Genomic DNA, 25,739 nt, shown 5'->3' on the forward strand with positions numbered 1-25,739 from the left:
GGGGGGGCGGAAGCCCCCTGCAACGCAAGCCGCTCATCGCTCCCGCATCACGCTCTTCGCGAGAAGCGCCCGCAAGGAGCGCCGAGCGTGCAGTCAGTCGCTTAAAGAAGCTCGACGCGGTAGGATTCGATCACCGTATTGGCCAGCAGCTTGTCGCACATCGCCTTCACTTCGGCTTCAGCACGGGCGGCATCGGTCTCGGCCAGATCCAGCTCGATCACCTTGCCCTGACGCACCCCATTGACCCCCGCAAACCCCAGTGTGCCAAGCGCATGGCGCACGGCTTCGCCCTGCACATCCAGAACGCCGTTCTTCAACATGACGGTGACGCGGGCTTTCATGGCAATTCCTCATTGACTGACCGGGATTGGGACTAACCGGGATTGGGACTGACCGGCATCGGGGCTGACCGGATTTCGCCCCTCCCTTACCGCCCCCTCCCGTTCGGAGCAAGGGGGCGTGCGGGGATCACCAGACGCAGGCCCGGCTGACCCGGCCCTGCGCGCAGCTAATTGATCAACGTCGGTTTGGGGGAATGCGTCACATTGGTGGGCAGAACGCCCAGGCGTCGCGCAAGCTCGGTATAGACATCCGCCATCGGCCCCGGCTCTGCCACCGGCTGACCATCGCCACGGTCGATGACCGGGCGCATGTCCCATAGCCGACAGTTGTCGGGGCTGATCTCGTCGGCGATGATCAGACGCATGTAATCGCCCTCCCACACCCGGCCCACCTCGATCCGGAAATCGGCCAGCCGCACGCCCACACCCATCATCACGCCCGACAGGAAATCATTCACCCGCAACGCAAGCGCCACCACATCATCCAGATCCTGCTGGGTGGCCCAGCCAAAGGCGACGATATGCTCTTCAGCCACCATGGGCGACGACAGCCGGTCATCCTTATAGTAATACTCCACAATCGGACGTGGCAGCGCCGTGCCCTCGGGGATGCCCAGCTTGGACGACAACTCACCAGCGGCAAAATTACGCACCACCACTTCCAGCGGCAGAATCTCGGCCATCCGCACCAGCTGTTCACGCATGTTCAGGCGCTTGATGAAGTGAGTCGGCACGCCGATGCTGTTCAGGCCGGTCATGAAAAATTCCGACAGCCGGTTGTTCAGAACGCCCTTGCCCTCGGTGCCTTTGGCCTCGCTGGTGACCGGGGTCTCGGATGAGATGCCTTCATCCTTGAAATATTGAATCAATGTGCCGGGTTCCGGACCGTCATAGAGGATCTTCGTCTTGCCCTCATAGACCTTCTTGCGCCGTGCCATGAACTCTCCGCGACCAATGCAGGAAGGGGCGGTGAAGCACCGCCCCATCTGACTTTGTCTGGCCTATACGGTATGCGGCTGCCCGCTGCAAGCCAATGGGCGCAGGTCGTACAGGTCCTGCCGCCCCTTGCGGCGACGCTGCGGGAAGGGCATATCAGGATCAGCAGATGTTCAACCAAGGGGCCCGCGCATGACCACCTTCGACGACCGCGAAAACGCGTTTGAAAACAAGTTTGCCCATGACGCAGAAATGCAGTTCCGCGCCGAAGCGCGCCGGAACAAACTTGTGGGCCTGTGGGCCGCTGACCTGATGGGCATAACCGGGGACGAGGCGGCGGCCTATGCGATCACCGTGGTTGAGGCCGACTTCGAAGAGGCGGGCATCGAAGACGTGGTGCGCAAGGTCGCGGCAGATCTGGCCGGAAAGGCCAGTGCAGACGATATCCGTCTGAAAATGGCTGAAATGATGCCGGTCGCCAAAGCGCAGCTGATGACCGAAATCTGATCCGGTCCGGCCAGCACAGGCACCAACACTGGGCCGGGGCCCGATCACACCGCCCCGACCGCGCCGCTGGCCACTTCCCTTGACGCGCTCCCGAACCAAGCCGAGGTCACAATGCCCCAAGACGCCCTTTCAAAGCTGCTCTCTGCCCGCGACTGGCTGATGGCCGATGGCGCGACCGGGACCAACCTGTTCAACATGGGCTTGTCTTCGGGGGAGCCGCCGGAGTTCTGGAACATCGACCAGCCCGACAATATCCGCCAACTCTATCGCGGTGCGGTCGACTCCGGGTCTGATATCTTTCTCACCAACACTTTTGGCGGCAACGCCAGCCGGTTGAAGCTGCATCAGGCGCAAAACCGCGTGCATGAGCTGAACCGCGTCGGTGCGGCCCTCGCGCGCGAGATTGCCGATGCCTCGGGCCGCACCGTGGTGGTGGCCGGGTCCGTCGGCCCCACGGGTGAGATTTTCGAGCCGATGGGCACGCTGACCCATGCGCTTGCGGTTGAAATGTTCCACGAACAGGCCGAAGGGCTCAAGGCGGGTGGGGCCGATGTGCTCTGGGTCGAAACCATCTCTGCGCCCGAAGAATACAAGGCCGCGGCCGAGGCGGCGGCGCTGGCCGGGATGCCGTGGTGCGGCACCATGAGCTTTGACACCGCTGGCCGCACCATGATGGGCACCACATCGGCAGCAATGGCTGACATGGTCGGCAAACTGGCGAACCCGCCGCTGGCCTTCGGGGCCAATTGCGGTGTGGGCGCGTCGGACCTGATGCGCACGGTGCTGGGCTTTGTCTCGACCAGCAGCGAAGTCCCGATCATTGCCAAGGGCAATGCCGGCATTCCGAAATATCACGACGGCCATATCCACTACGATGGCACGCCGGAACTGATGGGTGAATATGCCGTGCTGGCGCGCGATGCCGGGGCGCGCATCATTGGCGGCTGCTGCGGTACCATGCCCGAGCATCTGAAAGCCATGCGCGCCGCCCTGGAAAACACGCCCAAAGGCCCGCGCCCGACGCTTGAAGACATCTCTGCCAAGCTCGGCGGATTCTCTTCGGCCTCAGACGGCACCGGCGACACGTCGAATGATCCGAAGCGCGAACGCAAAAACCGCCGGGGCTGAAAGCCGGTTTTTCTGCGGAAATCCCCAAGTGCGATCTTTCTGCGAAAGATCCCGCCCCGCAAGGGTTTCGCAGAAAACCTGTTCTTCAGGATTTCCGCAGAGAATCCGTTCCCGTCAGAACAGCGACAACTGATCGCCCGCCCGCAGCGGCGGGGCAAACAGATCGCAGCGCAACGGCGGCATCGCCTTCGCCAGCCCCAGCCGCGCCGCTGCCTTGTCAAACCGTTGCGCAATCAGATCGGCCCAGACGCCTTCCCCCCGCATCCGCCGCCCCCACTGCGCATCGTAGTCCTGCCCGCCGTGCATCTCGCGCACCCGCGCCATGACCTTGGCCGCCCGGTCCGGCACATGCTGCGCCAGCCAGTCCTGAAACAGCGGCGACACCTCGCGCGGCAGGCGCAGCGCGATCCAGCTTGCACCTTGCGCCCCCGCATCACGGCAGGCGGTCAGAAGCGGTTCCAGCTCAGGGTCGGTCAGCCCCGGAATGACCGGGGCTATCATCGCCCGCACCGGAATGCCCGCCGCCGCCAGCCGGCGGATCACCTCCAGCCGCCGCGCAGGCGTGGGCGCGCGCGGCTCCAGCCGCCGCGACAGCCCCGCATCCAGCGTGGTCACCGAAATCCCGACCCGCAGCAGCCCTTTGGCCGCCATCGGGGCCAGAATGTCGATGTCGCGCTCTATCAGCGTGCCCTTTGTGGTGATCGCGGTCGGATGGCCAAAATCCGACAACACCTGCAACACCTGCCGCATCAGCAGATGCTCTGTCTCGCAGGGCTGATAGGGGTCAGTGTTGGTGCCCAAAGCCACTGTCGCCACGCGGTAGGTCTTGGCGCGCAGCTCACCCGCCAGCACATCCGCGATACCGGGCCGGGCGATCAGCTTTGTCTCAAAATCCAACCCCGGCGACAGGTTCAGATAGGCATGGCTCGGCCGGGCAAAGCAATAGATGCAGCCATGTTCGCACCCCCGGTAGGGGTTCACGCTGCGGTCAAACGGCAGATCGGGCGAGCGGTTGTAACTCAGCGCCGACCGCGGCCGCTCCATGCTGATTTCGGTGCGCACCAGCCGGTCGTCTTCCGCAATGTCCCAGCCGTCATCCACCCGCACCCGCGCCTGTGGCTCGAACCGGCCAACCGCATTTGACGCGGCCCCACGGGCCCGCAACCGCTGGCCGGGCAGCAGGGTCGGATCACGGTCTGACATGGGTCTCACACATGACCCCACCATGAACGCAACATGAACAAACTGCAACCCCCGGTGGCCCGCCGCGCCCTGCTGTCGGCTTTCAATCCGGGCATGTCGCAAACCGGAAAGTTGCCTTTGCCGTTTGGCCCCATGCAGGCTGCAAGACATCCCGCCGCAGGAGCGCACCCCATGGCCGACGACGAAATCATCCTTGCTGATCTTTCGGATGACGAACTTGTGCTGCAAATGCACGACGACCTTTATGACGGGTTGAAGGAAGAGATCGAGGATGGCGTGAACATCCTGATCGGGCGCGGCTGGACCCCCTATGACGTGCTGACCAAGGCGCTGGTTGCGGGCATGACCATCGTTGGCAACGACTTCCGCGACGGCATCCTGTTTGTGCCCGAAGTGCTGTTGTCGGCCAATGCGATGAAGTCGGGGATGTTCATCCTCAAGCCGCTGTTGGTTGAAACCGGCGCGCCGCGCATGGGCAAGATGGTGATCGGCACCGTCAAAGGCGACATCCACGACATCGGCAAGAACCTTGTCGCCATGATGATGGAGGGTGCGGGGTTTGAGGTGCTGGATCTGGGCATCAACAATTCGGTCGAAAAGTATCTCGATGCGCTTGAGGCGGAAAAGCCAGATATCCTCGGCATGTCGGCGCTGCTGACCACCACCATGCCCTATATGAAGGTCGTGATCGACACGATGAAGGAAAAGGGCCTGCGCGATGATTACATCGTGCTGGTCGGCGGCGCGCCGCTGAATGAGGAATTCGGCCGCGCCATCGGCGCCGATGCCTATTGCCGCGACGCCGCCGTCGCGGTCGAAACCGCCAAGGCCTGGGTGGCGCGCAAACACAACCAGCTCAGCGCCTGACAGCCCTCCCCCTCGCAAAGCCCCGGCGTCCCTGACGTCCGGGGCTTTTTCCTGACCGGGCGGCTTTTTCGTGCCGGGGGGGCTTGGCATTTGCGAACCCAAGCGCCACATTCATCACAGGTAGAGGAGAATCTGATGCCCCTTCCCTTGTTTCTGGCGATGCTTGTGTTCGTGATTGCGGCGGCTGGTGCCACGCTGGCCCTGGCCTTCTGGGTGCAGGTGCCGATGATGGCCGTCGCCCTTGCCGCGTTGGCTGGCAGCCTGATGCTGGGCCTGCGGCAGTGGCGCTGACGCCACCCGATGATGCCACCCTTGCCACTGCCGGACTTCCAGCCACGGGTTCTGGTCGCATTCTGCTGATCGCCTGCGGCGCGCTCGCGCATGAAATCCTTGCGCTCAAGCGGCTGAACGGCTGGACCCATCTTGATCTGCAGTGCCTGCCTGCCAACCTGCACCTCTGGCCCGACCGGATTCCGGCGGCGGTGGAACAGGCGGTGGCCAGCCACCGCGCCGCCTATGACGACATCTTCATCGTCTACGCCGATTGCGGCACTGGCGGCCTGTTGCAGGCCAAGTGTGCCGAACTTGGCGTGCAGATGATCGAAGGTCCGCATTGCTACAGCTTTTTTGAAGGCAACGCCGCCTTTGCCGCCAAGGCCGACGACGAATTCACCGCGTTTTATCTGACCGACTTTCTGGTGCGCCAGTTCGACGCCTTCGTCTGGCGGCCCATGGGTCTCGACCGGCACCCGGAATTGCGCGACATGTATTTCGGCAATTACACCACGCTGATCTATCAGGCCCAGATCAACGACGCTGCACTGAACGCCAAGGCGGAAGACTGCGCCCGCAGGCTGAACCTTGCCTATGTGCGGCGGTTTACCGGCTATGGCGACCTGGCCACCGCGCTGACACAGGTTGCAGCCGCCCCCGCCGCGCACTAATCTGCGCGCCAGCCGGAGGATACACGTGCGCCCTGAAACCGCCCTTTCTGACCCTGCCCCGAAGGGCCATCGCTGCAGCGCTCCGGCCTTGCAGCAATGAGCGATGCGTCCGATTTCCCCCGCGCCTTCGCGAATGCCTTCGGCAGCCAGAATGCCGACGGCATCGCCGCCCTGTTTGCCGAAGACGGCAGCTTCCACGCGCTGACTGGCCACTGGGCCGAAGGCCGCAAGGCGATCACCGAGGGCATCCGGCAGGAATTCAACGGCCTATCGCGCATGGCTCGTCTGGTCAGCGGCAAGACCACCCTGCGCCCCATCGGCCCGGGGGCGGCCATCCTGCACCAGCGCTATGTCGTCACCGGGTTGCGCGATGCGACAGGGGCAGAACTCCCGCGCATCGGTGCCCTGCTGACCGCCGTTCTGGCGGCCAAAGGCGACGGCTGGCAAGCCCTGACCGCCACGTTTGCGATGGTCGAAAGCTGACTCTGCCCCTGCCCCTGCCATTGCACCTTTGCTGAAATACTCCCGCGCGGAGCGCTCTTTCTCTTGCCTGATGGCCGGCCCTCACAAGGCACCTGCAAGAAAACGCCGCCCGCTACCCCAGCAGCGCCCGCGCCGCCTCGCGCGCGGCGTCGCTCACGGTGTCGCCCGACAGCATCCGCGCAATTTCTTCCACCCGATCTGTCGCCGACAGCGGCAGCACGGTCGAAAGGGTCTGCCCGGCTTCCACCCGTTTTTCCACCCGCCAGTGATGCGCGCCAAGGGCTGCCACCTGCGGGCTGTGCGTCACCACCAGCACCTGTGCGGTGTCTGACAGCAGCTTCAGCCGCCGCCCCACCGCATCTGCAGTGGCCCCGCCCACGCCGCGGTCGATCTCGTCGAAAATCATCGTCAGACCTTCGGCCTGCGCGGTCAGGCAGACCTTCAGCGCCAGCAGAAACCGGCTCAGCTCGCCACCGGATGCAATCTTGTTCAGCGCGCCCGACGGCGCGCCGGGGTTGGTCGCAACGGTAAAGGTCACGTCATCCGCGCCCTCAGGCCCGCCATCGCTGCGCGTGACCTCGGTGACGAACACCGCGCGCTCCATCTTCAACGGGGCCAGCTCCGCCGCCATTGCCCGGTCCAGCCGCGCCGCAGCCTCAACGCGCGCCGCAGTCAGCCGCGCCGCCTCGGCAACCCAGGCCGCCTCGGCCCCCGCAACCGCTTGGCGCAACGCGCCGATCCCGGCCTCGCCATTGTCCAGCGCCAGCAGGCGCGCCCGCAAATCCCCGGCAAAGCCGCCCAGATCGTCGGGCAGCACCCCATGCTTTCGGGCCAAGGCGCGGATGGCGAACAATCGCTCTTCTGCTGCCTCCAGATCGCCGGGATTCACGTCCAGCCCAGCTAGGCAGGCCTCGACCCCGGCCTGTGCATCCGACAGCTCGATCAGCGCCCGGGCGATGGCGGCCAGCGGCGCTTCCAGCGCGCCTTCGGCCTTGTCCGACGCGCCTTCCAGCCAGCGGGTCGCGTCGCGCAGCGCGGCCTCGGCCCCGTCTTCAGACAGCATCTGCAAGGCGCGCGCCACATCGGCGCGGATGCGTTCTGCCCCCTGCATTGCCCGGCGGCGCGCGTCCAGCACCGCCTCTTCGCCCGGCTCGGGGTTCAGCTTGTCCAGTTCGGCCACCGCGTGGCGCAGGAACTCTTCCTCGGCCCGCGCCGCCGCCAGTGCCGCCTCGGCCTGCGCCAAAGATCCGCGCGCGACGCGCGCCGCCGCCCAGGCCGCACGCGCAGCGGACAGATCGATCCCGGCAAAGGTATCCAGCAGCGCCCGGTGCCCGCGCGGGTTCAGCAGGCCACGGTCATCATGCTGGCCATGCAGTTCCACCAGCACTTCGGACAGCGCGCGCAGCACCTCACCCGACACCCGGCGATCATTGACAAAGGCGGTCTTGCGGCCATCTGCCGTGTTCACCCGGCGCAGGATCAGATCATCCTCGGCCTCGATCCCGGCTTCTTCCAGCACAGCACGCGCCGCATGGCGGGGGGGCAGGTCGAACACCGCCGTCACCTCACCCTGTGCAGCCCCGGACCGCACCAGTTCCGCCCGGCCACGCCAGCCCAGCACAAACCCCAGCGCATCCAACAAAATCGACTTGCCCGCGCCGGTTTCACCCGTCAGCACATTCAGCCCGGGCCCCAGTTCAAGGGTCAGCCGGTCGATGATCAGCACATCGCGGATGTCTAACGAACGGAGCATAGGTTTTCCCGTAGGGCGGGGTTCACCCCGCCGTGATCACAGCCACTCGCCCCGGACCATCTGGCGATAGACCTGGCTCAGCCAGCTGTCGCCCTGCGCCTCGGGGGCAAGCCCGCGGCCTTTCAGCAGTCGGAAGCTGTCGTCGTAGAACGGTGAGGACTGGTAGTTGTAGCCCAGAATCGCCGCAGCTGTCTGCGCCTCGGCATTCAGACCCAGACCCAGATACCCCTCAACCAGCCGGTGCAGCGCCTCGGCGGTATGGGTGGTGGTCTGGAAATCCTGCACCACGGTGCGGAAGCGGTTGATAGCGGCAGTATAGTTGCGGCGCTTCAGGTAATACCGCCCGATCTCCATTTCCTTGCCGGCCAGATGGTCAAAGGCCAGCTCGAATTTCAGCATGGCTGAGCGCGCGTAATCGCTGTCAGGATATTGTTCGATCACGCCACGCATCGCCTGCAAGGCCTGAAAGGTCAGGCCCTGATCGCGGCCGACTTCGTCGATCTGGTCATAATAAGACAGCGCCATCAGATAGGCGGCATAGGGCGCGTCATCATCACCGGGATAAGTGTCAAGGAAACGCTGCGCGGTAGACCGCGCCTCTTCGTATTCCTTGGCCTTGTGCTGGCTGAACGCCTGCATGATCAAAGACCGCTTGGCCCATTCCGAATAGGGATACAGCCGTTCAACCTCCTGGAAATACCGGATCGCCTCTTTCGGCTTGGACCCGGTTTCCAGCTGCAGCTCGCCCTGTTTGTAAATCTCTTCGGCCGTGTAGCTGTCCAGCGACCGCTCTTGCGTGCGCGCACCACAGGCCGAGAGAATCGACAGAACGAGCGCGATGCTCAGCCATTTCGCGCCCGATTTTCCGACTGCCATCGTCTGCCTATCCATCAATCCACCCGGACCCGGCGCAAGATGTCGCGCGGTGTCCGCCTTGTTGCAGACGTCCTAGCACAGAAAAATCCGGGGCGCAAAACGCCTTTGCACCCCGGATCACAACCCTGTCAGGCCGTTGCGCGAAGGTCGCTGCGATGCACGCCCACGCCGGGCAGTTTTCCAACGGTCAGCGCGCTGCATTCCACCATGCGCCAGGCGGTCGGATCGGCAAACAAAGCCACCAGCAGACGGTTGGTCATCGCATGACCGGCGCGGATGCCGGTATAGCGGCCAAGAACCGGCCCCCCGGCCAGATACAGATCGCCCATCGCGTCCAGCATCTTGTGGCGCACGGGTTCATCCTCATGGCGCAGGCCGCCCGGCGACAGCACGCGGTCGCCTTCAAACACCACCGCATTATCAAGCGTGCCGCCAAGGGCCAGCCCGCGCGCGCGCATCGCATCCACATCGGACTGACGGCAAAAGGTGCGGCTGTCGGCCAGTTCGCGCACGAATGTGCCATTTGCAAGGTTCAGGTGCTTGGCCTGAAACCCGATGGCGGCGTCCTCAAACTGGATGGAAAAGTCGATCTCCAGCATATCCGCCGGGTCCAGACGCGCCAGCGCCTCACCCTCGGTCACCTCGACCGTCTTCAGAACCCGGATCGCCCGCACCGGAGCAAACTGCTCGATCAGACCCTTGGCCAGAAAGCCATCGACAAAGGCCACGGCAGAGCCGTCAAGGATCGGCACTTCGGGGCCATCAATCTCGATCACCGCATTGTGGATCGCACAGCCCGCAAGGGCAGCCATCACATGTTCGATGGTGGACACTTCAGTGCCCGAGTCGTTGCGGATCAGGGTGCACAGGCGCGACGGCACCACCTGATCCCAACGGGCGGCGATCATCGGATCACCGGAAACAAGATCGGTGCGCTTGAACCAGATGCCATAATCTGCCGAAGCAGGCCGCACCACCATGCGCACAGGCGCGCCGGAGTGCAAACCCCGACCTTCAAACACCACAGCGGATTTCAGCGTATTCTGCACAGTCAGACCTCTGGTCTTTCGGATAAATAAGATTCGCCCGGCAGCAATCGCAGGACGACTTGTTTCTTGATATTGAATTAAGGATTCAGGCCGCAAAAGCCAACTCACGCTTTATGTCGGAAAGCGACAGCCAGAACGCCCGGCAAGCGGTTGATACGAAACAAAAAAGCCCGCACAAACGGCGGGCTTTCCTGCAATTGTTACAGTGCTGTGTCAGTTCGCCTGCCGACGCAGAAACGCTGGAATCTCAATCCGTTCCTGATCGGCGCTCAGTTCCGGTTCTTCATCGTAAGATGTCACCGGGGGCTGCTGACGTGCGGGGGCCGGGCGGTCCGCCGCTTGTTGCTCATGACCGCCACCGGCCATGCGGTTGATCAGCGAGCCGATGCCAAAGCGGGGGCGCGCCTGTTCTGCGGCCTTTTGGGCGGCAGCGGGCTGCGGTGCGGCAGCAGCAGGACGCGAGGCAGCGGACTGCCCCGGGCCGCGCGACACGGCGGCCTGCAACCGGGCCAGAGCTTCGGGCGAAGGCGTGCCAGCCGCACGCGGGCGCGGGGCGACAAAGGCCGCCGCATCATCATGCATCGGCACACCGCGCGACGGGGCCGCGGCGGCGGGCTGCGGGCGATAGGCCGGTTCGGGCATCTCGTCGCTGTGGTCATCCATCTGCGCCTGATAGGGCGCGCGGGCGGCCACGGCATCAAACAGCTGCGGCTGCTGGGCGGCAGGCTGAACCGGCTGTGGTGCCGGGGCCATTTGTGCCGGCTGCGGTGCAGGCGCATAGGCGGCGTGCTGCTGGGCCGGAGCCTCGGTCGGGGCGGTCAGGTGCGATGGCAGCGGTGCCGCCATCGACCGGCGCGCCACCGGGGCCTCGGCTTTGGCCACGGCCACGTCGATGCCGGTTGCCACAACCGACACGCGCAGCATGCCTTCCATGTTCACATCCAGGGTCGAGCCCACGATGATGTTCGCATCCGGGTCGACCTTTTCACGAATGATGTTCGCAGCCTCGTCCAGCTCGAACAGGGTCAGATCGTAACCACCAGTGATGTTGATCAGGACACCTTTGGCGCCATTCAGGCTGATCTCGTCCAGCAGCGGGTTGGCAATTGCCTTCTCTGCCGCCTGAACCGCACGATCTTCGCCCGACGCTTCGCCGGTGCCCATCATCGCCTTGCCCATCTCGTCCATCACCGCGCGCACGTCGGCAAAGTCGAGGTTGATCAGGCCGGGACGAACCATCAGGTCGGTCACACCCTTGACGCCCTGATACAGCACGTCATCGGCCATGGCGAAGGCTTCGGTAAAGGTGGTGCGCTCATTGGCCAGCCGGAACAGGTTCTGGTTCGGAATGATGATCAGCGTATCGACCACCTTTTGCAGCGCCTCGATCCCGTCTTCGGCCTGTTTCATCCGCTTGGCGCCTTCGAACTGGAAGGGCTTGGTCACAACGCCAACCGTCAGCACACCCAGTTCACGCGCGGCCTGGGCGATGATGGGGGCCGCACCAGTGCCGGTGCCGCCGCCCATGCCAGCGGTGATAAAGCACATATGCGCGCCGGCCAGATGGTCGACGATTTCTTCAATCGTTTCTTCCGCTGCAGCGGCGCCCACGGTCGGGCGGGCCCCTGCGCCCAAGCCCTCGGTCGCTTTGATGCCCATCTGGATCTTCGACGTGGCCTTCGACTGCTGCAACGCCTGCGCGTCGGTGTTCGCCACGACGAACTCCACCCCTTCAAGGTTCTGCTCGATCATGTTGTTGACCGCGTTGCCCCCTGCACCACCGACACCAAACACGGTGATCCGGGGCTTCAGCTCTTCGCGCTGCGCGTTCACGATGAAGTTGAGTGCCATTGCCTATCCGCCTGTCTTTTTGTTGCGCCGCCAGAGGTCGTAGTGCCGCCGCGTATGATTTCCTGATCGGGATATCTGCGCCTGTCCCGGACGCGTCTCTCCCCGAATTAACCGCTAGAATATCTACAAGGCCGTCAGTCGTCACTTAAAAAAGCGTCAATACCCCACAAAATATGGGGTATAAAGCAGGTTTTTCAGCGGGATTTCGCCGTCCACACAGAATGTGGGGGTTACCAGTTGTCTTTGAACCATTTTACCACCCGCTTCAGCGACCGCGCAGGGTAACGCTCGGTCGGAATTTCGAAGTCCCACCATTCATCCTGCGGATGCGCCGCGAACAGACACAGCCCCACGGTGGATGAAAACGCTGCCCCCGTGGCCGCCTGCGGCAGCCCCTGCACCCGCAGCGGGCGGCCCAGACGCACCCGCTGGCCCAGAATCCGGCTGGCCAGCCCGTCCAACCCCGGTATCTGGCTTGCGCCCCCAGTCAGCACGATCTGCTGACTTGGCAGGCTGTCAAAGCCCGCCGCATCTAGGCGAGCCCGCACCTCTTCCAGAATTTCCTCGACCCGTGGCCGCATGATGCCGATCAACTCGGTCCGGCTGACCTGACGGCGGTCTTTCTCCCAGTCGCCGGAATCGCCGCCCACTTCGATCATCTCACGGTCATCCATGCCGGTGGCCTGTACGCCGCCATGCTTGGTCTTGATCCGCTCGGCCACCGCCAGCGGCACCATCAACCCTTTGGAGATGTCGGAGGTGACATGATCCCCCCCCATCCGCACCGCATCGGCAAAGATCATGTGCTTTTTGATGAACACCGAAATGCCGGTCGACCCGCCGCCCATGTCGATGCAGGCGGCCCCCAACTCCTGCTCATCCTCGACCAGAGCCGAGATTCCGGACACGTAGGCTGACGAGGCCATCCCCGCCAGTTCCAGATCACAGCGCTGAATGCAGTGCAGGATGTTTTGCACCACATTGCCGTCAATCGACAGCAGGTGCATGTCGGTCGCCAGCCGGTTGCCGATCTGCCCGCGCGGATCGCCAAGGCCGGACCTGTGATCGAGCGCAAAGTTCACCGGCTGCGCGTGCAGCACCTCGCGGTCGGGGCCGATATCGGGCACGTCACAGGCGGCCAGCACGCGGGCCACATCCTGTTCGGTGACAACGCTGTCTTCCAGATCAATCTCGCCTGCCAGCCCATAGCTGCGCGGCTCCGCCCCCGAAAAGCACGCGATCACATGATCGACCCGCACATTCGCCATTTTCTGCGCGGCCTGAACGGCGGTGCGTACCGCGCGTTCGGTTTCCGCCATCACGGTGATCTCGCCAAAGCGCACCCCGCGCGACCGCGTGGTGGCGGCCCCGATCACCCGGAACGACGACTGCCCGGCCATCGGGCCGACGGTATCATCGCCAAAGCTGCCCGCCCCGTCAAAGCGCAGGATCAGACAGGCGATCTTTGACGTGCCGATGTCCAGAATGGCGATGACGCCGCGTTGCATGGCGGCGCGGCGCATGTTCCGCATGGCGCGTTGCGCCTGATAAAGATCGGTCATAGCTCGCTCCCGCTTGTGTCGATGCCCTGTGATTGCCGCAACTGGTTCAGCGCATAAGGCGCCAGTCGCAGCACGGGGCGATGTTCCGTTCTCAGATCCACGGCAAGGATATCCCGCCCCAGCAAATCCCCCGCCTGATGCAGGGCAATCAGCCGTTCGATGGCGGCAATCGGTTGATCCTGCGGCAGCATGATGCGCTGGTTGCGGTCCAGGATCACATCCCAGCGCCGTTCCCCCACCCGCACCAACCCGCGCACACGCGGCAATATCGGCGCGGCGGCCTGCAGCAGCGCCAGCGCTTCGGGCGTGGCACTGTCGGCGGCATCCCCGGCAATGACCGGCAGATCAGGCCGGTCGCTGCGCTCGGCAAGGCTGGCGACGCGGTGGCCGGTGGCGTCCAGCATCTCGATCCCGTCCGGGGTGCGCCACAGCAGCGCCGGTTCGCGCTCGGTGATCGCCACTTCCAGCACGCCGCCAGACCGCACGATCAGATCGGCGCGCGCAATCGCGTCCAGTTCCTGAATCCGCGCCCGCGCCGCCGCCAGATCAATGTCGAACGACGATTGCGGCAGCTTCAGATCCAGCCGCGCGCGCACCGCATCAGCCAGCTCGGGCGAGGCCCCGGTAACAGAGACCAGACCCACCATGAACTCCGGCCGGTTCTGGAACTGCTGCCTGATCTCGGTGATACCGCCGGAAATCATGTCGCGGCGGTCCTGATCTGCCAGAAAGATACCAACCGTCGAGGCCAGAACGAATGTCGGCAGACCCACCCGGAACATCACCCGGAACAGCGGGGTCAGCCACAACCGCTGCATGCGGTAGGCCCATTTCGTCGGGGCCGGGTCACGGCGCAGCGGAATGGCGGCCAATGTGGCGCGGCGTGGTGCGCTCAGCGGTTGCATGACGCATCCTCCACGATCCAGGCGCACAGCTCGGGGAACGTCATGCCCATATGCGCCGCCTGTTCCGGCGACAAGGATGTCGGCGTCATTCCCGGTTGGGTATTGGTTTCCAGCAGGATCAGCCCGTCCAGACCCCTGCTCTCATCCCAGCGGATATCGGTGCGGCTCAGGCCACGGCACCCCAGCGCCCGGTGCGCGCGCAGGGCATAGTCCAGACAGGCGGCTTCAATCTCGGCCGGAATCTGCGCAGGCACCTCATGGCGGCTGCCACCGGGTTTGTACTTGGCATCATAGTCATACCAGCCATCGGTGAGGATATCGGTCACGCACAGCGCCCGGTCGGCCATCACCGAAACCGACAGCTCGCGCCCCGGCGCATAGGCCTCGACCATCACCGTCACAGGCATCGCCGATGCCAGACGCGGCGCATTGCTGCCCGGATACACGATATACACACCGACGGATGAACCTTCGTTGTTCGGCTTCACCACATAGGGCGGCGGCAACACATGCCCGGCCTCGACCGCATCTCGCGCCACGATCAGCGACGCAGCCACCGGCAGACCGGCGGCGCGGTAGATGTCCTTGGTGCGCTGCTTGTCCATCGCCAGCGAGGACGCCAGCACCCCGGAATGCGTGTAAGGAATCCGCAACCATTCCAGCATACCCTGAACACAGCCGTCTTCGCCCCAGCGGCCATGCAGGGCGTTGAACACAACATCGGGGGAAATTTCTTTCAGTCGTGCGGGCAGGTCCGGGCCAGCATCGACCTCGACCACGTCATATCCCGCCTCGCGCAGCGCATTTCCACAGGCATTACCTGTGGACAAGGAAACCTCCCGCTCTGCGGATGGCCCACCCATGATAACCGCCACGCGGGACACCTTGCCAAGTGTACCCGCCATTTACTGCCTCTCGGGTCGCTTTGGACCCTTATTCTTGTTATTTTGCGGGCCGTTGGGCCGTTACGCTTCGCCGATCCGCATGATTTCCCACTCTAACGTGATCCCGCTGGTTTGGAAAACCTTTTTTCGCACCGCCTCGCCCAGATTTTCCAGATCTGCGGCAGTGGCCCCTCCGGTGTTGATCAGGAAGTTCGAATGCATAGGGCTCATCTGGGCGCCGCCAAGGCTGGCACCGCGCATTCCGGCGTCATCAATGACTTTCCACGCCTTCAGCGCGTGGCTGTCATTGGCTTGGCCCGTCGAGGAATAGCCGACCGGATTACGAAAAGTTGATCCGGCACTGCGGTCTTTCACCGGCTGGCTGGCGTCGCGTTTGGCAATCTGCTCGTCCATCCGCTGCTGCAACGCCGCAGGGTCGCCCGCCGGGGCGCGAAACGTGGCGCGCACCACCACCGCCCCTTTGGGCAGATCAGACTGACGGTAACGCAGGGTCAGCGCCGATGCGGGCAGATCCACCACCTGCCCGTCCCGCAGCACCACCCGCACCTCTTCCAGCACATCGGCCACATAAGACCCGTAGCACCCGGCATTCATCCGCACCGCCCCGCCGATGCTGCCCGGAATGGTGCGCAAAAATGTCAGGTCCAGCCCCGCCTCGGCCGCCTTGCGCGCCACATGCGCATCCAGTGCCGCCGCCCCGGCGATCACCCGGCCCCCGTCAATCTCAATCCCGTTGAACCCGCGCCCCAACCGGATCACCACGGCGCGAAGGCCCCCGTCCCGCACGATCAGGTTCGACCCCACCCCCATCGGGAACACCGCCACATCAGCGGGCAAAGCCGCCAGAAACGCCGCCAGATCATCCAGATCCGCAGGCTGGAACAGCCAGTCCGCAGGCCCGCCCACGCGCAGCCATGTCAGATCGGCGAGAACTCGGTTCGGTGTCAGGGTACCGCGCGGGGTGGGTAGTGTCTGGGTCATGCCCCTTGGTAGCCGCGCCCGCCTGCCAAAGACAAGACCCGCAGCCACCCCATGGCGCAAACAAAAGCGGGCGCAGCCATGCTGCGCCCGCCCCCGGAAATCTGCCTTGAACCTTACAGCTCAGCTGTCAGCCCAACCTTGGGGCACTGTCAAATCCTTACAGCCAGTAAGGGGCAACACCGTAATATTCATGGCTGCGCTGCTGCCAGTCACGGTTTTCGCGCCAGCTTTCGTCCTGCTTCGGGGCATTCTCTAGCTGCTCCTTGGTCAGGTCGGTGACATAGCCTTCGCGCGAGGTGTCGTATTTCAGCTTGCCGAACGGGATGGCGTGATGGTCACTGCCGATGCCCAGAAAGCCGCCGAATTCCAGCACACCGTACACGGTTTTGCCCGAAGACGTGTCGATCATGACATCCTCAATATGCCCCAGCTCATCCCCTGCAGGGCTATAGACCCGGGTTCCCTGAATGCTCTTGCCGGAAATCAGGCCGCTGCCCGTTGGCATGGTCGAAGTGGTGTCCGCAAAAGATTGCGTTTGCATAGCAAGTCCTCCAGTTTTCGCAGACCCGGTCAGGAGTGACCTTTCCGTCTGCCGTACCCATAAGCAACGGCTCAAACCCGCCATGGTTCCGGAAATTCGGTGCAGATCGGATCGGCATGCCCCGCCACGGCTCGCACATCCCGCTGCGCGGAAACGGGCCGGGATGCAGGCGGATTCAGGCGAGAAACGGCACGTTGGAACCGGCATTCCCCCGATCAGGGAACGCAAGCCTGCCCGGCGGCGTTGACAACTATCAAGTAATTTCAGAAAGACAGGGGAACACACCATGGCTTTTCCATATCTGCGATCCACCGTCGTCCCACTTGCGGTCGCCGTCGCTGCCGGCATCGTTATCATCGCGGGCCTGACCGCCGGGTATTACGGCTGGCAGTTGTTTGTGATTGCGGGGCTGGTCGGCCTTGCTACCGGGGTCCCCTTTGGTCTGTGGAATGTGCGCCGCATGCGTGCCACGCCGCCACTGCCCCGACCGGCAAGCCCGACAATGGACCCAAGTGCTGCCATTCGCGAAGTGGACCCACGCCGGGCCGAACCCTACCCGCCCGCCACCGATCAGGGCCGCGCCTGAGGCAGCGCTATTCCGCCGGTGTGCCGTTCTTGCTGCGCAACCAGCGCCAGAAATGGATCAGCGGCCAGCGCAGAACGCTGGCCCCGGCGGCAAGGATCAGCATCCCCCAGACCGGGCCGTTCTGCGCGGTGACCCAGCCAACCAGCGGAATGCCAATGGCGATCAACGCATAGGCCGCGCGCCAGTGCTGGTCGCGGCTTGGCAGCATCGCGATGACATTCGCCACCACCAGCCAGAGCAATGCGGCAAAAAGGGCTGTCGTCATGCGGCTTTCACCACCAGTTTTGCGGGCAGATTGTTGGCCCAGGCACTGATCGTACCAGCCCCAAGGCAAACAAACATATCACCGGGCCGCGCCTGTTCGCGGAACAGGCGGGCAAGGTCAGCCTCATCTATCACAGCGCGGGCATGGCGGTGGCCATGGGCGATCAGCCCGGCCACAAGATCATCCCGGCTGGCCCCCGGGATCGGGTCTTCGCCTGCCGCGTAAACTTCGGAAATGGCGACGACATCCGCCTCGTTGAAGCAGGTGCAGAAATCCTCGAACAGGCTGGACAACCGGCTGAAGCGATGCGGCTGATGCACCGCAATCACCCGGCCCTTGGTCGATTGCCTGGCTGCGCGCAGCACGGCGGCAATCTCCACCGGATGGTGGCCGTAATCGTCGATGATGGTCACGCCGTTCACTTCGGCCACCTTGGTGAACCTGCGGTTCACCCCGGCAAAGCTGGCCAGCGCCTCGCGGATCTCATCCTTCTTCATTCCCAGATGCCGGGCCACCGCAATCGCCGACAGCGCGTTGGAGACGTTGTGATCCCCCGGCATCGGCAACACGCAGTCTTCAATTTTCGAACCTTCGTCTTCGTTGTTCAGCAGCACATCAAAGAATGCGCTGCCATTTTCAAACCTCAGGTTCACCGCCCGCACATCGGCCTGCGCGTTGAAGCCGAAGGTGACGATCCGCCGGTCCGCCACCCGGCCCACCAGCGCCTGCACTTCGGCATGATCGGTGCAGCATACCGCCAGACCGTAGAACGGAATGTTCGACACAAAATCGAGAAAGCCTTTGCGCAGCGCGTCAAAGCTGCCCCAATGTTCCAGATGTTCAGGGTCGATGTTGGTGACAATCGCAATCGTCGCGGGCAGACGGTTGAAAGACCCGTCAGATTCGTCCGCCTCCACCACCATCCATTCGCCCGCGCCCGCCCGCGCGTTGGAGCCGTAGGAATGGATCACCCCGCCGTTGATGACCGTGGGGTCAAACCCGCCCTTGTCCAGCAGGGTTGCGACCATCGTCGTCGTCGTCGTCTTGCCATGCGTGCCCGCCACCGCGATGTTGGACCGCATCCGCATCAGTTCCGCCAGCATCTCGGCCCGGCGCACCACCGGCAGCTTGCGCCGCCGCGCCTCTTCCAGTTCCGGATTGCCCTTCTTGATGGCCGAGGAAATCACGATCACCGCCGCGTTGCCGATATTCTCCGCCGCCTGCCCCTCAAACACCGTGGCCCCCAAGGATACCAGCCGGTCGGTGATTTTGCTGGCCTTGGAATCCGAGCCCTGCACGGTATAGCCCAGCGTCATCAGCACTTCGGCGATCCCCGACATGCCAATCCCGCCGATGCCCACAAAATGGATCGGCCCCAGCTCCAGCGGCAGTTTGGTGGCAGCATTCATCGTGGAGTTCCTTCTGGCAGCGCTTCGGCGGCAAGGGCTTCGACAAGGGCCACCAACCGGCCGGTGGCATCAGGACGGCCCTGCGACAACGCATTGACGGCCATCCGGCTGGCAGCATCAGGCTGCGACAGCACCGCCGCCATGTGGCCGCTGAGGCTTTGCGCGTCAAGCACCTTTTCCGGAATCACGATCGCCGCCTCTGCCCCGGCCAATCCCCGCGCATTGGCGGCCTGATGGTCGCCCGTCGCCGCCGCATAGGGGATCAGGATCGCCGGACGCCCGATCACTGAAATGTCAGCAATCGACGACGCGCCTGAGCGTGACACCACCAGCTGCGCCTCGGACAACCGCGCCGGAATGTCGGTGAAGAACGGCTGCACCTCGGCCCTTATGCCGGCCTCGGCGTAGACCTCCACCACCCGGTCGATATCTTCGGCCCGCGCCTGATGCGCCACCCGCAGATTGCGCCGGATCGCATCGGGCAGCATCGCCACCGCCGCCGGTACGACATCGGACAGAATGCGCGCGCCCTGGCTTCCGCCGATCACCACCAAAGACATCGGGTAATCACCGGGCGCGATATAGCCCGCCCCCGCGCGGTCCAACACCGCCAGCCGCACCGGGTTGCCAGTGTGTTCGCCCACAACACCTTCGGGCAGATCGGTCGGCCATGTCCCACAGGCCACAATGTCGACGCGGGGCGCAAACAGGGTGTTCACGCGCCCCAGCACCCCGTTCTGTTCATGGATCATCCGTGGCCGCCGCAAGACGCAGGCCGCCGCAAGTGCCGGAATCGTCGGATAGCCGCCGAACCCCACCACCACCGCAGGGCGGTCGCGCAGCTGTGCCACCACCGCGCCCAGCACGCCGCCCGCGATGCGGAACGGCACCAACGCCCGCGCCAGCACCCCGCCGCGCGCGAATGTGGCTGATGCCACCTGCTCCACCGCCACCACATGCGGAAATCCGCCCGCATAGCGCGCGCCGCGTGCATCGGTTGAAAGTTTCACCCGCCAGCCCTTGCGCACCATCGCCTCGGCCAGCGCCTGCGCGGGGAACATATGCCCCCCGGTGCCGCCCGCCGCGATCAACAGCAAAGGTTCGCGCGCCATCACCGCCCCCTGCGCAGGATATCGCCAATCTCACCCTGCGGGCGCGTGCGCGTCAAGGCCAGCAGCATTCCCACCGTGATGCCCGCCGCAATCACCGACGACCCGCCATAGCTGACAAAGGGCAGCGTCATTCCCTTGGCGGGCAACAGCCGCACCGCCACCCCCATGTTGATCATCGCCTGCACGCCAAAGATGCAGGCAAGCCCGGTGCCCGCCAGCCGGATGAACGGATCACGTTCGCGCATCAGCCGGAACAGGCTGCGCACCACGATGGTGCCGTACAGCGCAAGGATCACCAGCACCAGAATAAGCCCGTATTCTTCCGCCGCCACCGCGATGATGAAATCGGTATGCGCATCCGGCAAGGTCCATTTGACCTGCCCCTCGCCAACGCCGACGCCAAAGAAGCCGCCTTCCTGAATCGCATTGGTGGCATAGCCGATCTGGCTGCGGGGGTCGATTTCGGGGTTCAGAAAGCCGTCGATCCGGCGGGCAAAATGCTCCGAGCTTTCATAGGCAACCGTGCCGCCAAAACTGACCAGCCCCAGAATGATCGCAATCAGCGTCATCGGTGCCCCTGCCACGAAATAGATCACACCCCAGCCGAACAGGATCAGCGCCGCCTGCCCGAAATCGGGCTGGATCGCCAGCAGCATGACCACCACAAAGGTCAGCCCGAACGACACCGATTTGCCGGGCGGACCGTTCAGATCCTGCCCCGCCGCCATCAGCCAGGCCACGATCACCATGAAACCGGGTTTCAGAAACTCGGACGGCTGCACCGAGGCAAAGCCAAAGGAAAACCAGCGCACAGCCCCCTTGCCGAAATCGGTGCCGAACATGGGCAGCAGCATCAACGCAACAAAGGCCCCGGCAAAGCCGATCACCCCCAGCCGCCGGATCATCACCGGCGGCATCATCGACACCCCGGCCATGGTCAGCAGTGCGATCACGCCGAACACCGCCTGTCGCTGCACATAATAGAAATCATTCAGCCCGTTGCGGCTGGCCAGCGGCACGCTCGCCGCCAGCCCCAGCAAAAGGCCGATGCCAAACAGCACCATCACGGCGGTCAGGGACCATTTGTCGATGGTGCGCCACCAACGGGGAAGCACCGGCTCTGTCACCCGAACGGGACTGGAGCCATAGACCATTTCAGTCATGGAAAAACCGCCTGTAAAGCCTGCACTGCCGATTGCCCGTTTGCCGGGTCTGTCTCAAAGACTAACCAAGAACGCGCCGCAAAGCCAGCACAAAGCGGGCGCGCCGCCATAGCCGGCGCAATCCCCGCGCGTCAGCACCGGGCCAGATCCGTCACCGGAACCGGCCCCTTGCTTGCGGCCTGTCAGGCCCCCGTCTGCACACCCGCAGGTCAGCCCAGAACGTCGTTGCAGCGCTTGCAGACGCCGGGGTGTTTGTGGCTGCCCACATCGGGCAGGATCTGCCAGCAGCGCTGGCATTTCTGGCCGGTTGCCGGGGCGAAGACCACGCCGACCCCCGGCACATCCGGCAGGGTGAACGCAGCCTGCGGCACGGCCCCCGTGTTCAGCGCAAGGGCCGAGGTGATGGCCACCTGCGCCAGATTGACCTTTTCCAGCGCCGCCTGCACAGCGGGGGCGTCCACGGTTACCTGCGGGGCCGCCTCAAGCGATGATCCGATCACCTTGGCGGTGCGCTGCACCTCCAGCGCCGCCGTCACCACCCGCCGCACCTGCCGCACCTGCGCCCATTTCGCGCCCAGCGCATCATCGCGCCAGCTGGCCGGAGTTTCCGGGAAATCGGTCAGATGGACCGACGAGTCCTCGCCGGGGAAGCGTTCCAGCCAGACCTCTTCCATCGTGAACACCAGAATCGGCGCAAGCCATGCGGTCAGCCGGTGATACAGCAGATCCAGCACCGTGCGCGCGGCACGGCGCGTCACCGCATCCGGCGCGTCGCAATACAGCGTGTCCTTGATCACGTCGAAGTAAAACGCCGACAGATCGGTGGTGGCAAAGGTGAACACCTTCTGGAACACGCCCTGAAAATCATAGCGCGCATACCCCTCGCGCACTTCAACATCCAGCTCGGCCAGCCGGTGCAGAACCCAACGGTCCAGTTCCGGCATCTGCTCCACCGGCAGGCGTTCAGCCTCGGAAAAGCTGTGCAACGCGCCCAGCATATAACGCATCGTATTGCGCAAGCGCCGGTAGCTGTCGGCGACCCCTTTCAGGATTTCCTTCCCGATCCGCAGGTCGACCGTGTAGTCAGACTGCGCCACCCACAGCCGCAGGATATCGGCGCCGTATTCCTTGATCACCTCTTCCGGGGCAACCGTGTTGCCCAGCGACTTGGACATTTTCATGCCCTTCTCGTCCAGCGTGAACCCGTGGGTCAGCACGCCGCGGTACGGCGCGCGGCCCTTGGTGCCGCAGGCTTGCAGCATGGATGAGTGGAACCAGCCGCGATGCTGGTCGGTGCCTTCCAGATACAGATCGGCAATGCCATCGCTTGCCCCGTCTTCGCGGTCGCGCAGCACGAAAGCATGGGTCGATCCGCTATCGAACCACACATCCAGCACGTCGAAGACCTGTTCATATTCCAACGGATCGACGATGCCAGTCAGCATCCGCTCCTTGAATCCTTGCACATACCAGACATCCGCGCCCTCGGCCTCAAAGGCGGCAGTGATGCGGGCGTTCACCTCTGCATTGCGCAGCAGGAAGTCCGGGTCCGTCGGCCTGGCCCCCTTTTTGACAAAGCAGGTCAGCGGCACGCCCCAGGCCCGCTGGCGCGACAGCACCCAGTCGGGCCGCGCCTCGATCATCGAATGCAGCCGGTTGCGCCCGGTCTGCGGGGTCCATGTCACCAGCTGGTTGATCGAGTTCAGCGCCCGTTTGCGGATCGTCTCACCATAGGTGCTCATGCCATCGTCCAGCGGTTTGTCGATGGCGACAAACCACTGCGGCGTGTTGCGGAAGATCAGCGGTGCCTTTGACCGCCACGAATGCGGGTAGCTGTGCTTCAGCTTGCCCTTGGCCAGCAGCGCGCCCTGCGCGTGCAGCGCCTTGATGTTGGACACATTGGCCGGGCCTTCCTTGCCCTCCGCCGTCAGGATCGCCTGCCCGCCGAACACCGGCAGATCGGTGCGATAGCTGCCATCGGCCTCGACGTTATAGGTCATTTTCAGATCAGGGTAATCGGGACCCTGGAACTTAACAAACAACTGATAGTCGTCATCACCATGGCTGGGCGCGGTGTGAACAAACCCGGTGCCCGCATCATCGGTGACATGGTCGCCGGGGAGCAGCGGCACGTCGAAATCCCACTCGCCGTTCCCGTCGGGGATGCCACGGTAGGGGTGGGCGAGGAATACGCCGCCCATCTCTGCCGCCGTCACATCGCGCAGACGGGTAAAGCCCTCGACCTTCGCCGATTTCATCACACCTTCGGCCAGAGCATCGGCAACGACGATCTTTTCACCGGCTTTGGCGGTCGCGCCTTCAACCACCGCGTCGACCGAATACATCCCATAGGCGATTGCCGGGTTATAGGCGACGGCGCGGTTTTGTGGAATCGTCCATGGCGTAGTGGTCCAGATGACAACAGATGCATCGGAGTCCACAAGTTCGCGACGCGAGACATATTCGTCTGAAATGTTAAGCAGGTCTTGCCGATTTTCGACAGGACCACCACGCAAGCCGTAGCTTCGGCGCGAGACCGAAGCCACCTTAAACCGCACCCAGATCGTATGGCTGGTATGGTCGTGATACTCCACCTCCGCTTCGGCCAGCGCGGTTTTCTCCACCGGCGACCACATCACTGGCTTTGACCCCTGATACAGCGACCCGTTCATCACGAACTTCATGAACTCATCCGCGATCACCGCCTCGGCGTGATAGTCCATGGTCAAGTAAGGCCGGTCCCATTTCCCGGTGATCCCCAGACGTTTGAATTCATCGCGCTGGATGTCGATCCAGCCCTCGGCAAAGCGGCGGCATTCCTGACGGAAATCGACGATATCCACATCGTCCTTGTCCAGCCCGCGGGATCGGTACTGCTCCTCGATCTTCCACTCGATCGGCAGGCCGTGGCAATCCCAGCCCGGCACATAGCGGGCGTCGCGGCCCATCATCTGCTGGCTGCGCACCACCATGTCCTTCAGCACCTTGTTCAGCGCGTGGCCGATGTGCAGGTGCCCGTTGGCGTAAGGAGGGCCATCGTGCAGCACGAACGGCGCGCGACCCTTGCCACTCTCGCGCAGGCGGTCATAAACCCCCAGCCGTTGCCATTTTGCCAGCCATTCCGGTTCGCGCGCCGGCAGGCCCGCCCGCATGGCAAAGCTGGTTTCGGGCAGAAAAACGGTCTCGCGGTAATCGGGCACGGCAGTCTCAACGGCGGTGTCAGGCGTATCGGCGCACATCGGCGGAATCCTTGGAAAGGGGGAGTGGAGACAGCGGCCAGCACACAGGCCGCGCAGCTGGCAAAGGGCGTCCCGGACGTTTCAACGAAGCCGTCAAAACGCCGGGCGGCTAATTCGCGCTATGATCCGGATCATCCACATAGGCCGCCTTATACGCGCCAGATCGGCGGCGGTCCAGATCACCGCGCACAGATAGCGCGGCATCACACCACCCACGCCCGGGCTGGACACCCGCACCGCACCGCCTATCATCGGCAAAAAGGAATGCGCCATGAAAGAACCTTCTGTAAACGTGCTGGGCGGCCCGCTGGAGCCGTGTTCCACCGCACCGATGACCGGATTTTTCCGCAACGGCTGCTGCGACACCGGCCCGATGGACCGTGGCCTGCACACGGTCTGCGCGGTGATGACGGCGGAATTCCTCGCCATGTCGAAATACCTTGGCAACGATCTGTCGACCCCGCGCCCCGAATTCGGCTTTGCCGGCCTCAAACCCGGTGACCGCTGGTGCCTCTGCGCCGGGCGCTTCCTGCAGGCGCATGAGGAAGGTGCCGCCCCGCAGATCAACCTTGCCGCCACCCACGCCATCACCCTGCAGGTTCTGCCGCTGGAGGTGTTGCAGACCTATGCCACCGATCCGGCAGGCAAACCGGACTGAGCGCTGCGACACTGCACAGCCTTGCCCCCGCGCCCGATCTGCGCGATGCCGGTGCGATGATCCCGCCGCGCTTTGCCATCACCGCCGACCAGATAGATGCCACGCTGGCCGAGTTCTACGCCTGCGTGCGCACGCACCCCGGCCTTGGCCCGGTGTTTGCGCGCCATGTCACCGACTGGCCCGCGCATGAGGCAAAGATCGCCCGGTTCTGGCGCAATGCCATCCTGTATGAACGCGCATATGACGGCAACCCGATGGCGGTGCACATGGCCGCAGGCGATGTGCGCGCGCCGATGTTTGCGGTCTGGCTCGGGCTGTTCGACTCTGTCCTGCACCGCACACTGCCGCCCGACACCGCCGCCGCATGGTCGGCGCTGGCCCACCGTATCGGGCGCGGCATGCAGATCGCCGTGCAGGACCGCGACAGTGCAGGCCCGCCCCATCTGACCTGACCCCGGCAAACAAACACCCCCGC

The 25,739-nt window shown here is 64.1% G+C and carries 27 protein-coding genes; 9 read left to right on the forward strand and 18 right to left on the reverse strand.

The window, feature by feature from the left end; genetic code table 11:
* Positions 1 to 101: 101 nt before the first annotated feature.
* Both purS and Q7J44_RS15795 read right to left on the reverse strand, forming a co-directional pair.
* Positions 102 to 341 carry a phosphoribosylformylglycinamidine synthase subunit PurS gene (purS, locus tag Q7J44_RS15790; protein WP_304881488.1) on the reverse strand — a complete coding sequence of 80 codons (240 nt, stop codon included), beginning with the start codon at positions 339 to 341 and terminating at the stop codon, positions 102 to 104.
* 167 nt (positions 342 to 508) lie between these two features.
* Complete coding sequence (locus Q7J44_RS15795; protein WP_304881490.1) at positions 509 to 1,279, reverse strand: phosphoribosylaminoimidazolesuccinocarboxamide synthase; 771 nt, start codon at positions 1,277 to 1,279, stop codon at positions 509 to 511.
* 190 nt (positions 1,280 to 1,469) lie between these two features.
* Between Q7J44_RS15795 and Q7J44_RS15800 the strand changes: the two genes are divergently transcribed.
* Together Q7J44_RS15800 and bmt are read left to right on the forward strand one after the other, a co-directional pair.
* Positions 1,470 to 1,784 carry a DUF1476 domain-containing protein gene (locus tag Q7J44_RS15800; protein WP_304881492.1) on the forward strand — a complete coding sequence of 105 codons (315 nt, stop codon included), beginning with the start codon at positions 1,470 to 1,472 and terminating at the stop codon, positions 1,782 to 1,784.
* Between the two features lie 111 nt (positions 1,785 to 1,895).
* Positions 1,896 to 2,912, forward strand: coding sequence for a betaine--homocysteine S-methyltransferase (gene bmt, locus Q7J44_RS15805; protein ID WP_304881493.1), 1,017 nt, complete (start codon positions 1,896 to 1,898; stop codon positions 2,910 to 2,912).
* 114 nt (positions 2,913 to 3,026) lie between these two features.
* Here bmt and Q7J44_RS15810 read toward each other — a convergent pair whose 3' ends face one another.
* Positions 3,027 to 4,115, reverse strand: coding sequence for a PA0069 family radical SAM protein (locus tag Q7J44_RS15810; protein ID WP_304881495.1), 1,089 nt, complete (start codon positions 4,113 to 4,115; stop codon positions 3,027 to 3,029).
* Positions 4,116 to 4,286: 171 nt separating this feature from the next.
* Between Q7J44_RS15810 and Q7J44_RS15815 the strand changes: the two genes are divergently transcribed.
* From Q7J44_RS15815 to Q7J44_RS15830, 4 genes are all read left to right on the forward strand, one after another.
* A complete protein-coding gene (locus Q7J44_RS15815; RefSeq protein WP_118152979.1) occupies positions 4,287 to 4,982 on the forward strand; it encodes a B12-binding domain-containing protein in 696 nt (231 codons plus the stop codon).
* Between the two features lie 135 nt (positions 4,983 to 5,117).
* A complete protein-coding gene (locus tag Q7J44_RS15820) occupies positions 5,118 to 5,273 on the forward strand; it encodes a hypothetical protein (RefSeq protein WP_304881498.1) in 156 nt (51 codons plus the stop codon).
* A complete protein-coding gene (locus tag Q7J44_RS15825; protein ID WP_304882008.1) occupies positions 5,270 to 5,926 on the forward strand; it encodes a DUF1638 domain-containing protein in 657 nt (218 codons plus the stop codon). Before Q7J44_RS15820 ends, Q7J44_RS15825 begins: the two co-directional genes overlap by 4 nt.
* Positions 5,927 to 6,022: 96 nt before the next feature.
* Positions 6,023 to 6,409 carry an SgcJ/EcaC family oxidoreductase gene (locus Q7J44_RS15830; RefSeq protein WP_304881500.1) on the forward strand — a complete coding sequence of 129 codons (387 nt, stop codon included), beginning with the start codon at positions 6,023 to 6,025 and terminating at the stop codon, positions 6,407 to 6,409.
* A 112-nt stretch (positions 6,410 to 6,521) separates the two neighbouring features.
* On the opposite strand, the gene recN is transcribed toward Q7J44_RS15830, so the two are convergent.
* The 9 genes from recN to Q7J44_RS15875 all read right to left on the reverse strand — a co-directional run bounded on the left by recN (position 6,522) and on the right by Q7J44_RS15875 (position 16,832).
* Complete coding sequence (recN, locus tag Q7J44_RS15835; protein WP_304881502.1) at positions 6,522 to 8,162, reverse strand: DNA repair protein RecN; 1,641 nt, start codon at positions 8,160 to 8,162, stop codon at positions 6,522 to 6,524.
* Positions 8,163 to 8,198: 36 nt separating this feature from the next.
* Positions 8,199 to 9,038 carry an outer membrane protein assembly factor BamD gene (locus tag Q7J44_RS15840; protein ID WP_304881504.1) on the reverse strand — a complete coding sequence of 280 codons (840 nt, stop codon included), beginning with the start codon at positions 9,036 to 9,038 and terminating at the stop codon, positions 8,199 to 8,201.
* 128 nt (positions 9,039 to 9,166) lie between these two features.
* A complete protein-coding gene (lpxC, locus tag Q7J44_RS15845) occupies positions 9,167 to 10,087 on the reverse strand; it encodes a UDP-3-O-acyl-N-acetylglucosamine deacetylase (protein WP_304881506.1) in 921 nt (306 codons plus the stop codon).
* Between the two features lie 213 nt (positions 10,088 to 10,300).
* Positions 10,301 to 11,938, reverse strand: a complete 1,638-nt coding sequence (gene ftsZ, locus Q7J44_RS15850; protein ID WP_304881508.1) for a cell division protein FtsZ — start codon at positions 11,936 to 11,938, stop codon at positions 10,301 to 10,303.
* Positions 11,939 to 12,168: 230 nt separating this feature from the next.
* Positions 12,169 to 13,500 carry a cell division protein FtsA gene (gene ftsA, locus Q7J44_RS15855; RefSeq protein WP_304881510.1) on the reverse strand — a complete coding sequence of 444 codons (1,332 nt, stop codon included), beginning with the start codon at positions 13,498 to 13,500 and terminating at the stop codon, positions 12,169 to 12,171.
* Positions 13,497 to 14,405: a cell division protein FtsQ/DivIB gene (locus Q7J44_RS15860; RefSeq protein WP_304881512.1), complete on the reverse strand. Its 909-nt coding sequence runs from the start codon at positions 14,403 to 14,405 to the stop codon at positions 13,497 to 13,499. The genes ftsA and Q7J44_RS15860 overlap by 4 nt, the downstream gene beginning before the upstream one ends.
* Positions 14,393 to 15,310 carry a D-alanine--D-alanine ligase gene (locus Q7J44_RS15865; protein ID WP_304881514.1) on the reverse strand — a complete coding sequence of 306 codons (918 nt, stop codon included), beginning with the start codon at positions 15,308 to 15,310 and terminating at the stop codon, positions 14,393 to 14,395. The genes Q7J44_RS15860 and Q7J44_RS15865 overlap by 13 nt, the downstream gene beginning before the upstream one ends.
* 60 nt (positions 15,311 to 15,370) lie before the next feature.
* Positions 15,371 to 16,291: a UDP-N-acetylmuramate dehydrogenase gene (gene murB / locus Q7J44_RS15870; protein WP_304881516.1), complete on the reverse strand. Its 921-nt coding sequence runs from the start codon at positions 16,289 to 16,291 to the stop codon at positions 15,371 to 15,373.
* A 157-nt stretch (positions 16,292 to 16,448) separates the two neighbouring features.
* The gene (locus Q7J44_RS15875; RefSeq protein ID WP_304881518.1) at positions 16,449 to 16,832 is read right to left on the reverse strand and encodes a PRC-barrel domain-containing protein; all 384 of its coding nucleotides are present in this window, start codon (positions 16,830 to 16,832) and stop codon (positions 16,449 to 16,451) included.
* 286 nt (positions 16,833 to 17,118) lie between these two features.
* Between Q7J44_RS15875 and Q7J44_RS15880 the strand changes: the two genes are divergently transcribed.
* On the forward strand, positions 17,119 to 17,418 hold the full coding sequence (locus Q7J44_RS15880; protein ID WP_304881520.1) for a hypothetical protein: 300 nt from the start codon (positions 17,119 to 17,121) through the stop codon (positions 17,416 to 17,418).
* Positions 17,419 to 17,425: 7 nt separating this feature from the next.
* Here the strand turns inward: Q7J44_RS15880 and Q7J44_RS15885 are convergent, their stop codons facing one another.
* The 6 genes from Q7J44_RS15885 to Q7J44_RS15910 all read right to left on the reverse strand — a co-directional run bounded on the left by Q7J44_RS15885 (position 17,426) and on the right by Q7J44_RS15910 (position 24,879).
* On the reverse strand, positions 17,426 to 17,683 hold the full coding sequence (locus tag Q7J44_RS15885) for a DUF2484 family protein (RefSeq protein ID WP_304881521.1): 258 nt from the start codon (positions 17,681 to 17,683) through the stop codon (positions 17,426 to 17,428).
* Positions 17,680 to 19,092 carry a UDP-N-acetylmuramate--L-alanine ligase gene (gene murC, locus Q7J44_RS15890; protein ID WP_304881523.1) on the reverse strand — a complete coding sequence of 471 codons (1,413 nt, stop codon included), beginning with the start codon at positions 19,090 to 19,092 and terminating at the stop codon, positions 17,680 to 17,682. Before murC ends, Q7J44_RS15885 begins: the two co-directional genes overlap by 4 nt.
* Positions 19,089 to 20,204, reverse strand: coding sequence for a glycosyltransferase (locus tag Q7J44_RS15895; RefSeq protein ID WP_304881525.1), 1,116 nt, complete (start codon positions 20,202 to 20,204; stop codon positions 19,089 to 19,091). The genes murC and Q7J44_RS15895 overlap by 4 nt, the downstream gene beginning before the upstream one ends.
* A complete protein-coding gene (locus Q7J44_RS15900) occupies positions 20,204 to 21,367 on the reverse strand; it encodes a putative peptidoglycan glycosyltransferase FtsW (RefSeq protein WP_304881527.1) in 1,164 nt (387 codons plus the stop codon). The genes Q7J44_RS15895 and Q7J44_RS15900 overlap by 1 nt, the downstream gene beginning before the upstream one ends.
* A gap of 209 nt (positions 21,368 to 21,576) precedes the next feature.
* Positions 21,577 to 24,606, reverse strand: a complete 3,030-nt coding sequence (gene ileS, locus Q7J44_RS15905) for an isoleucine--tRNA ligase (protein ID WP_304881528.1) — start codon at positions 24,604 to 24,606, stop codon at positions 21,577 to 21,579.
* A 93-nt stretch (positions 24,607 to 24,699) separates the two neighbouring features.
* Positions 24,700 to 24,879 carry a hypothetical protein gene (locus Q7J44_RS15910; protein WP_304881530.1) on the reverse strand — a complete coding sequence of 60 codons (180 nt, stop codon included), beginning with the start codon at positions 24,877 to 24,879 and terminating at the stop codon, positions 24,700 to 24,702.
* Between Q7J44_RS15910 and Q7J44_RS15915 the strand changes: the two genes are divergently transcribed.
* Together Q7J44_RS15915 and Q7J44_RS15920 are read left to right on the forward strand one after the other, a co-directional pair.
* The gene (locus tag Q7J44_RS15915) at positions 24,878 to 25,264 is read left to right on the forward strand and encodes a DUF2237 family protein (protein ID WP_304881532.1); all 387 of its coding nucleotides are present in this window, start codon (positions 24,878 to 24,880) and stop codon (positions 25,262 to 25,264) included. The genes Q7J44_RS15910 and Q7J44_RS15915 overlap by 2 nt on opposite strands.
* A 56-nt stretch (positions 25,265 to 25,320) precedes the next feature.
* Positions 25,321 to 25,716, forward strand: a complete 396-nt coding sequence (locus tag Q7J44_RS15920; protein ID WP_304881534.1) for a group III truncated hemoglobin — start codon at positions 25,321 to 25,323, stop codon at positions 25,714 to 25,716.
* The last annotated feature ends 23 nt before the right edge of the window (positions 25,717 to 25,739 follow it).

It is taken from the genome of Pseudotabrizicola sp., from assembly GCF_030656345.1.
In the GTDB taxonomy this organism is placed as follows: domain Bacteria; phylum Pseudomonadota; class Alphaproteobacteria; order Rhodobacterales; family Rhodobacteraceae; genus Pseudotabrizicola.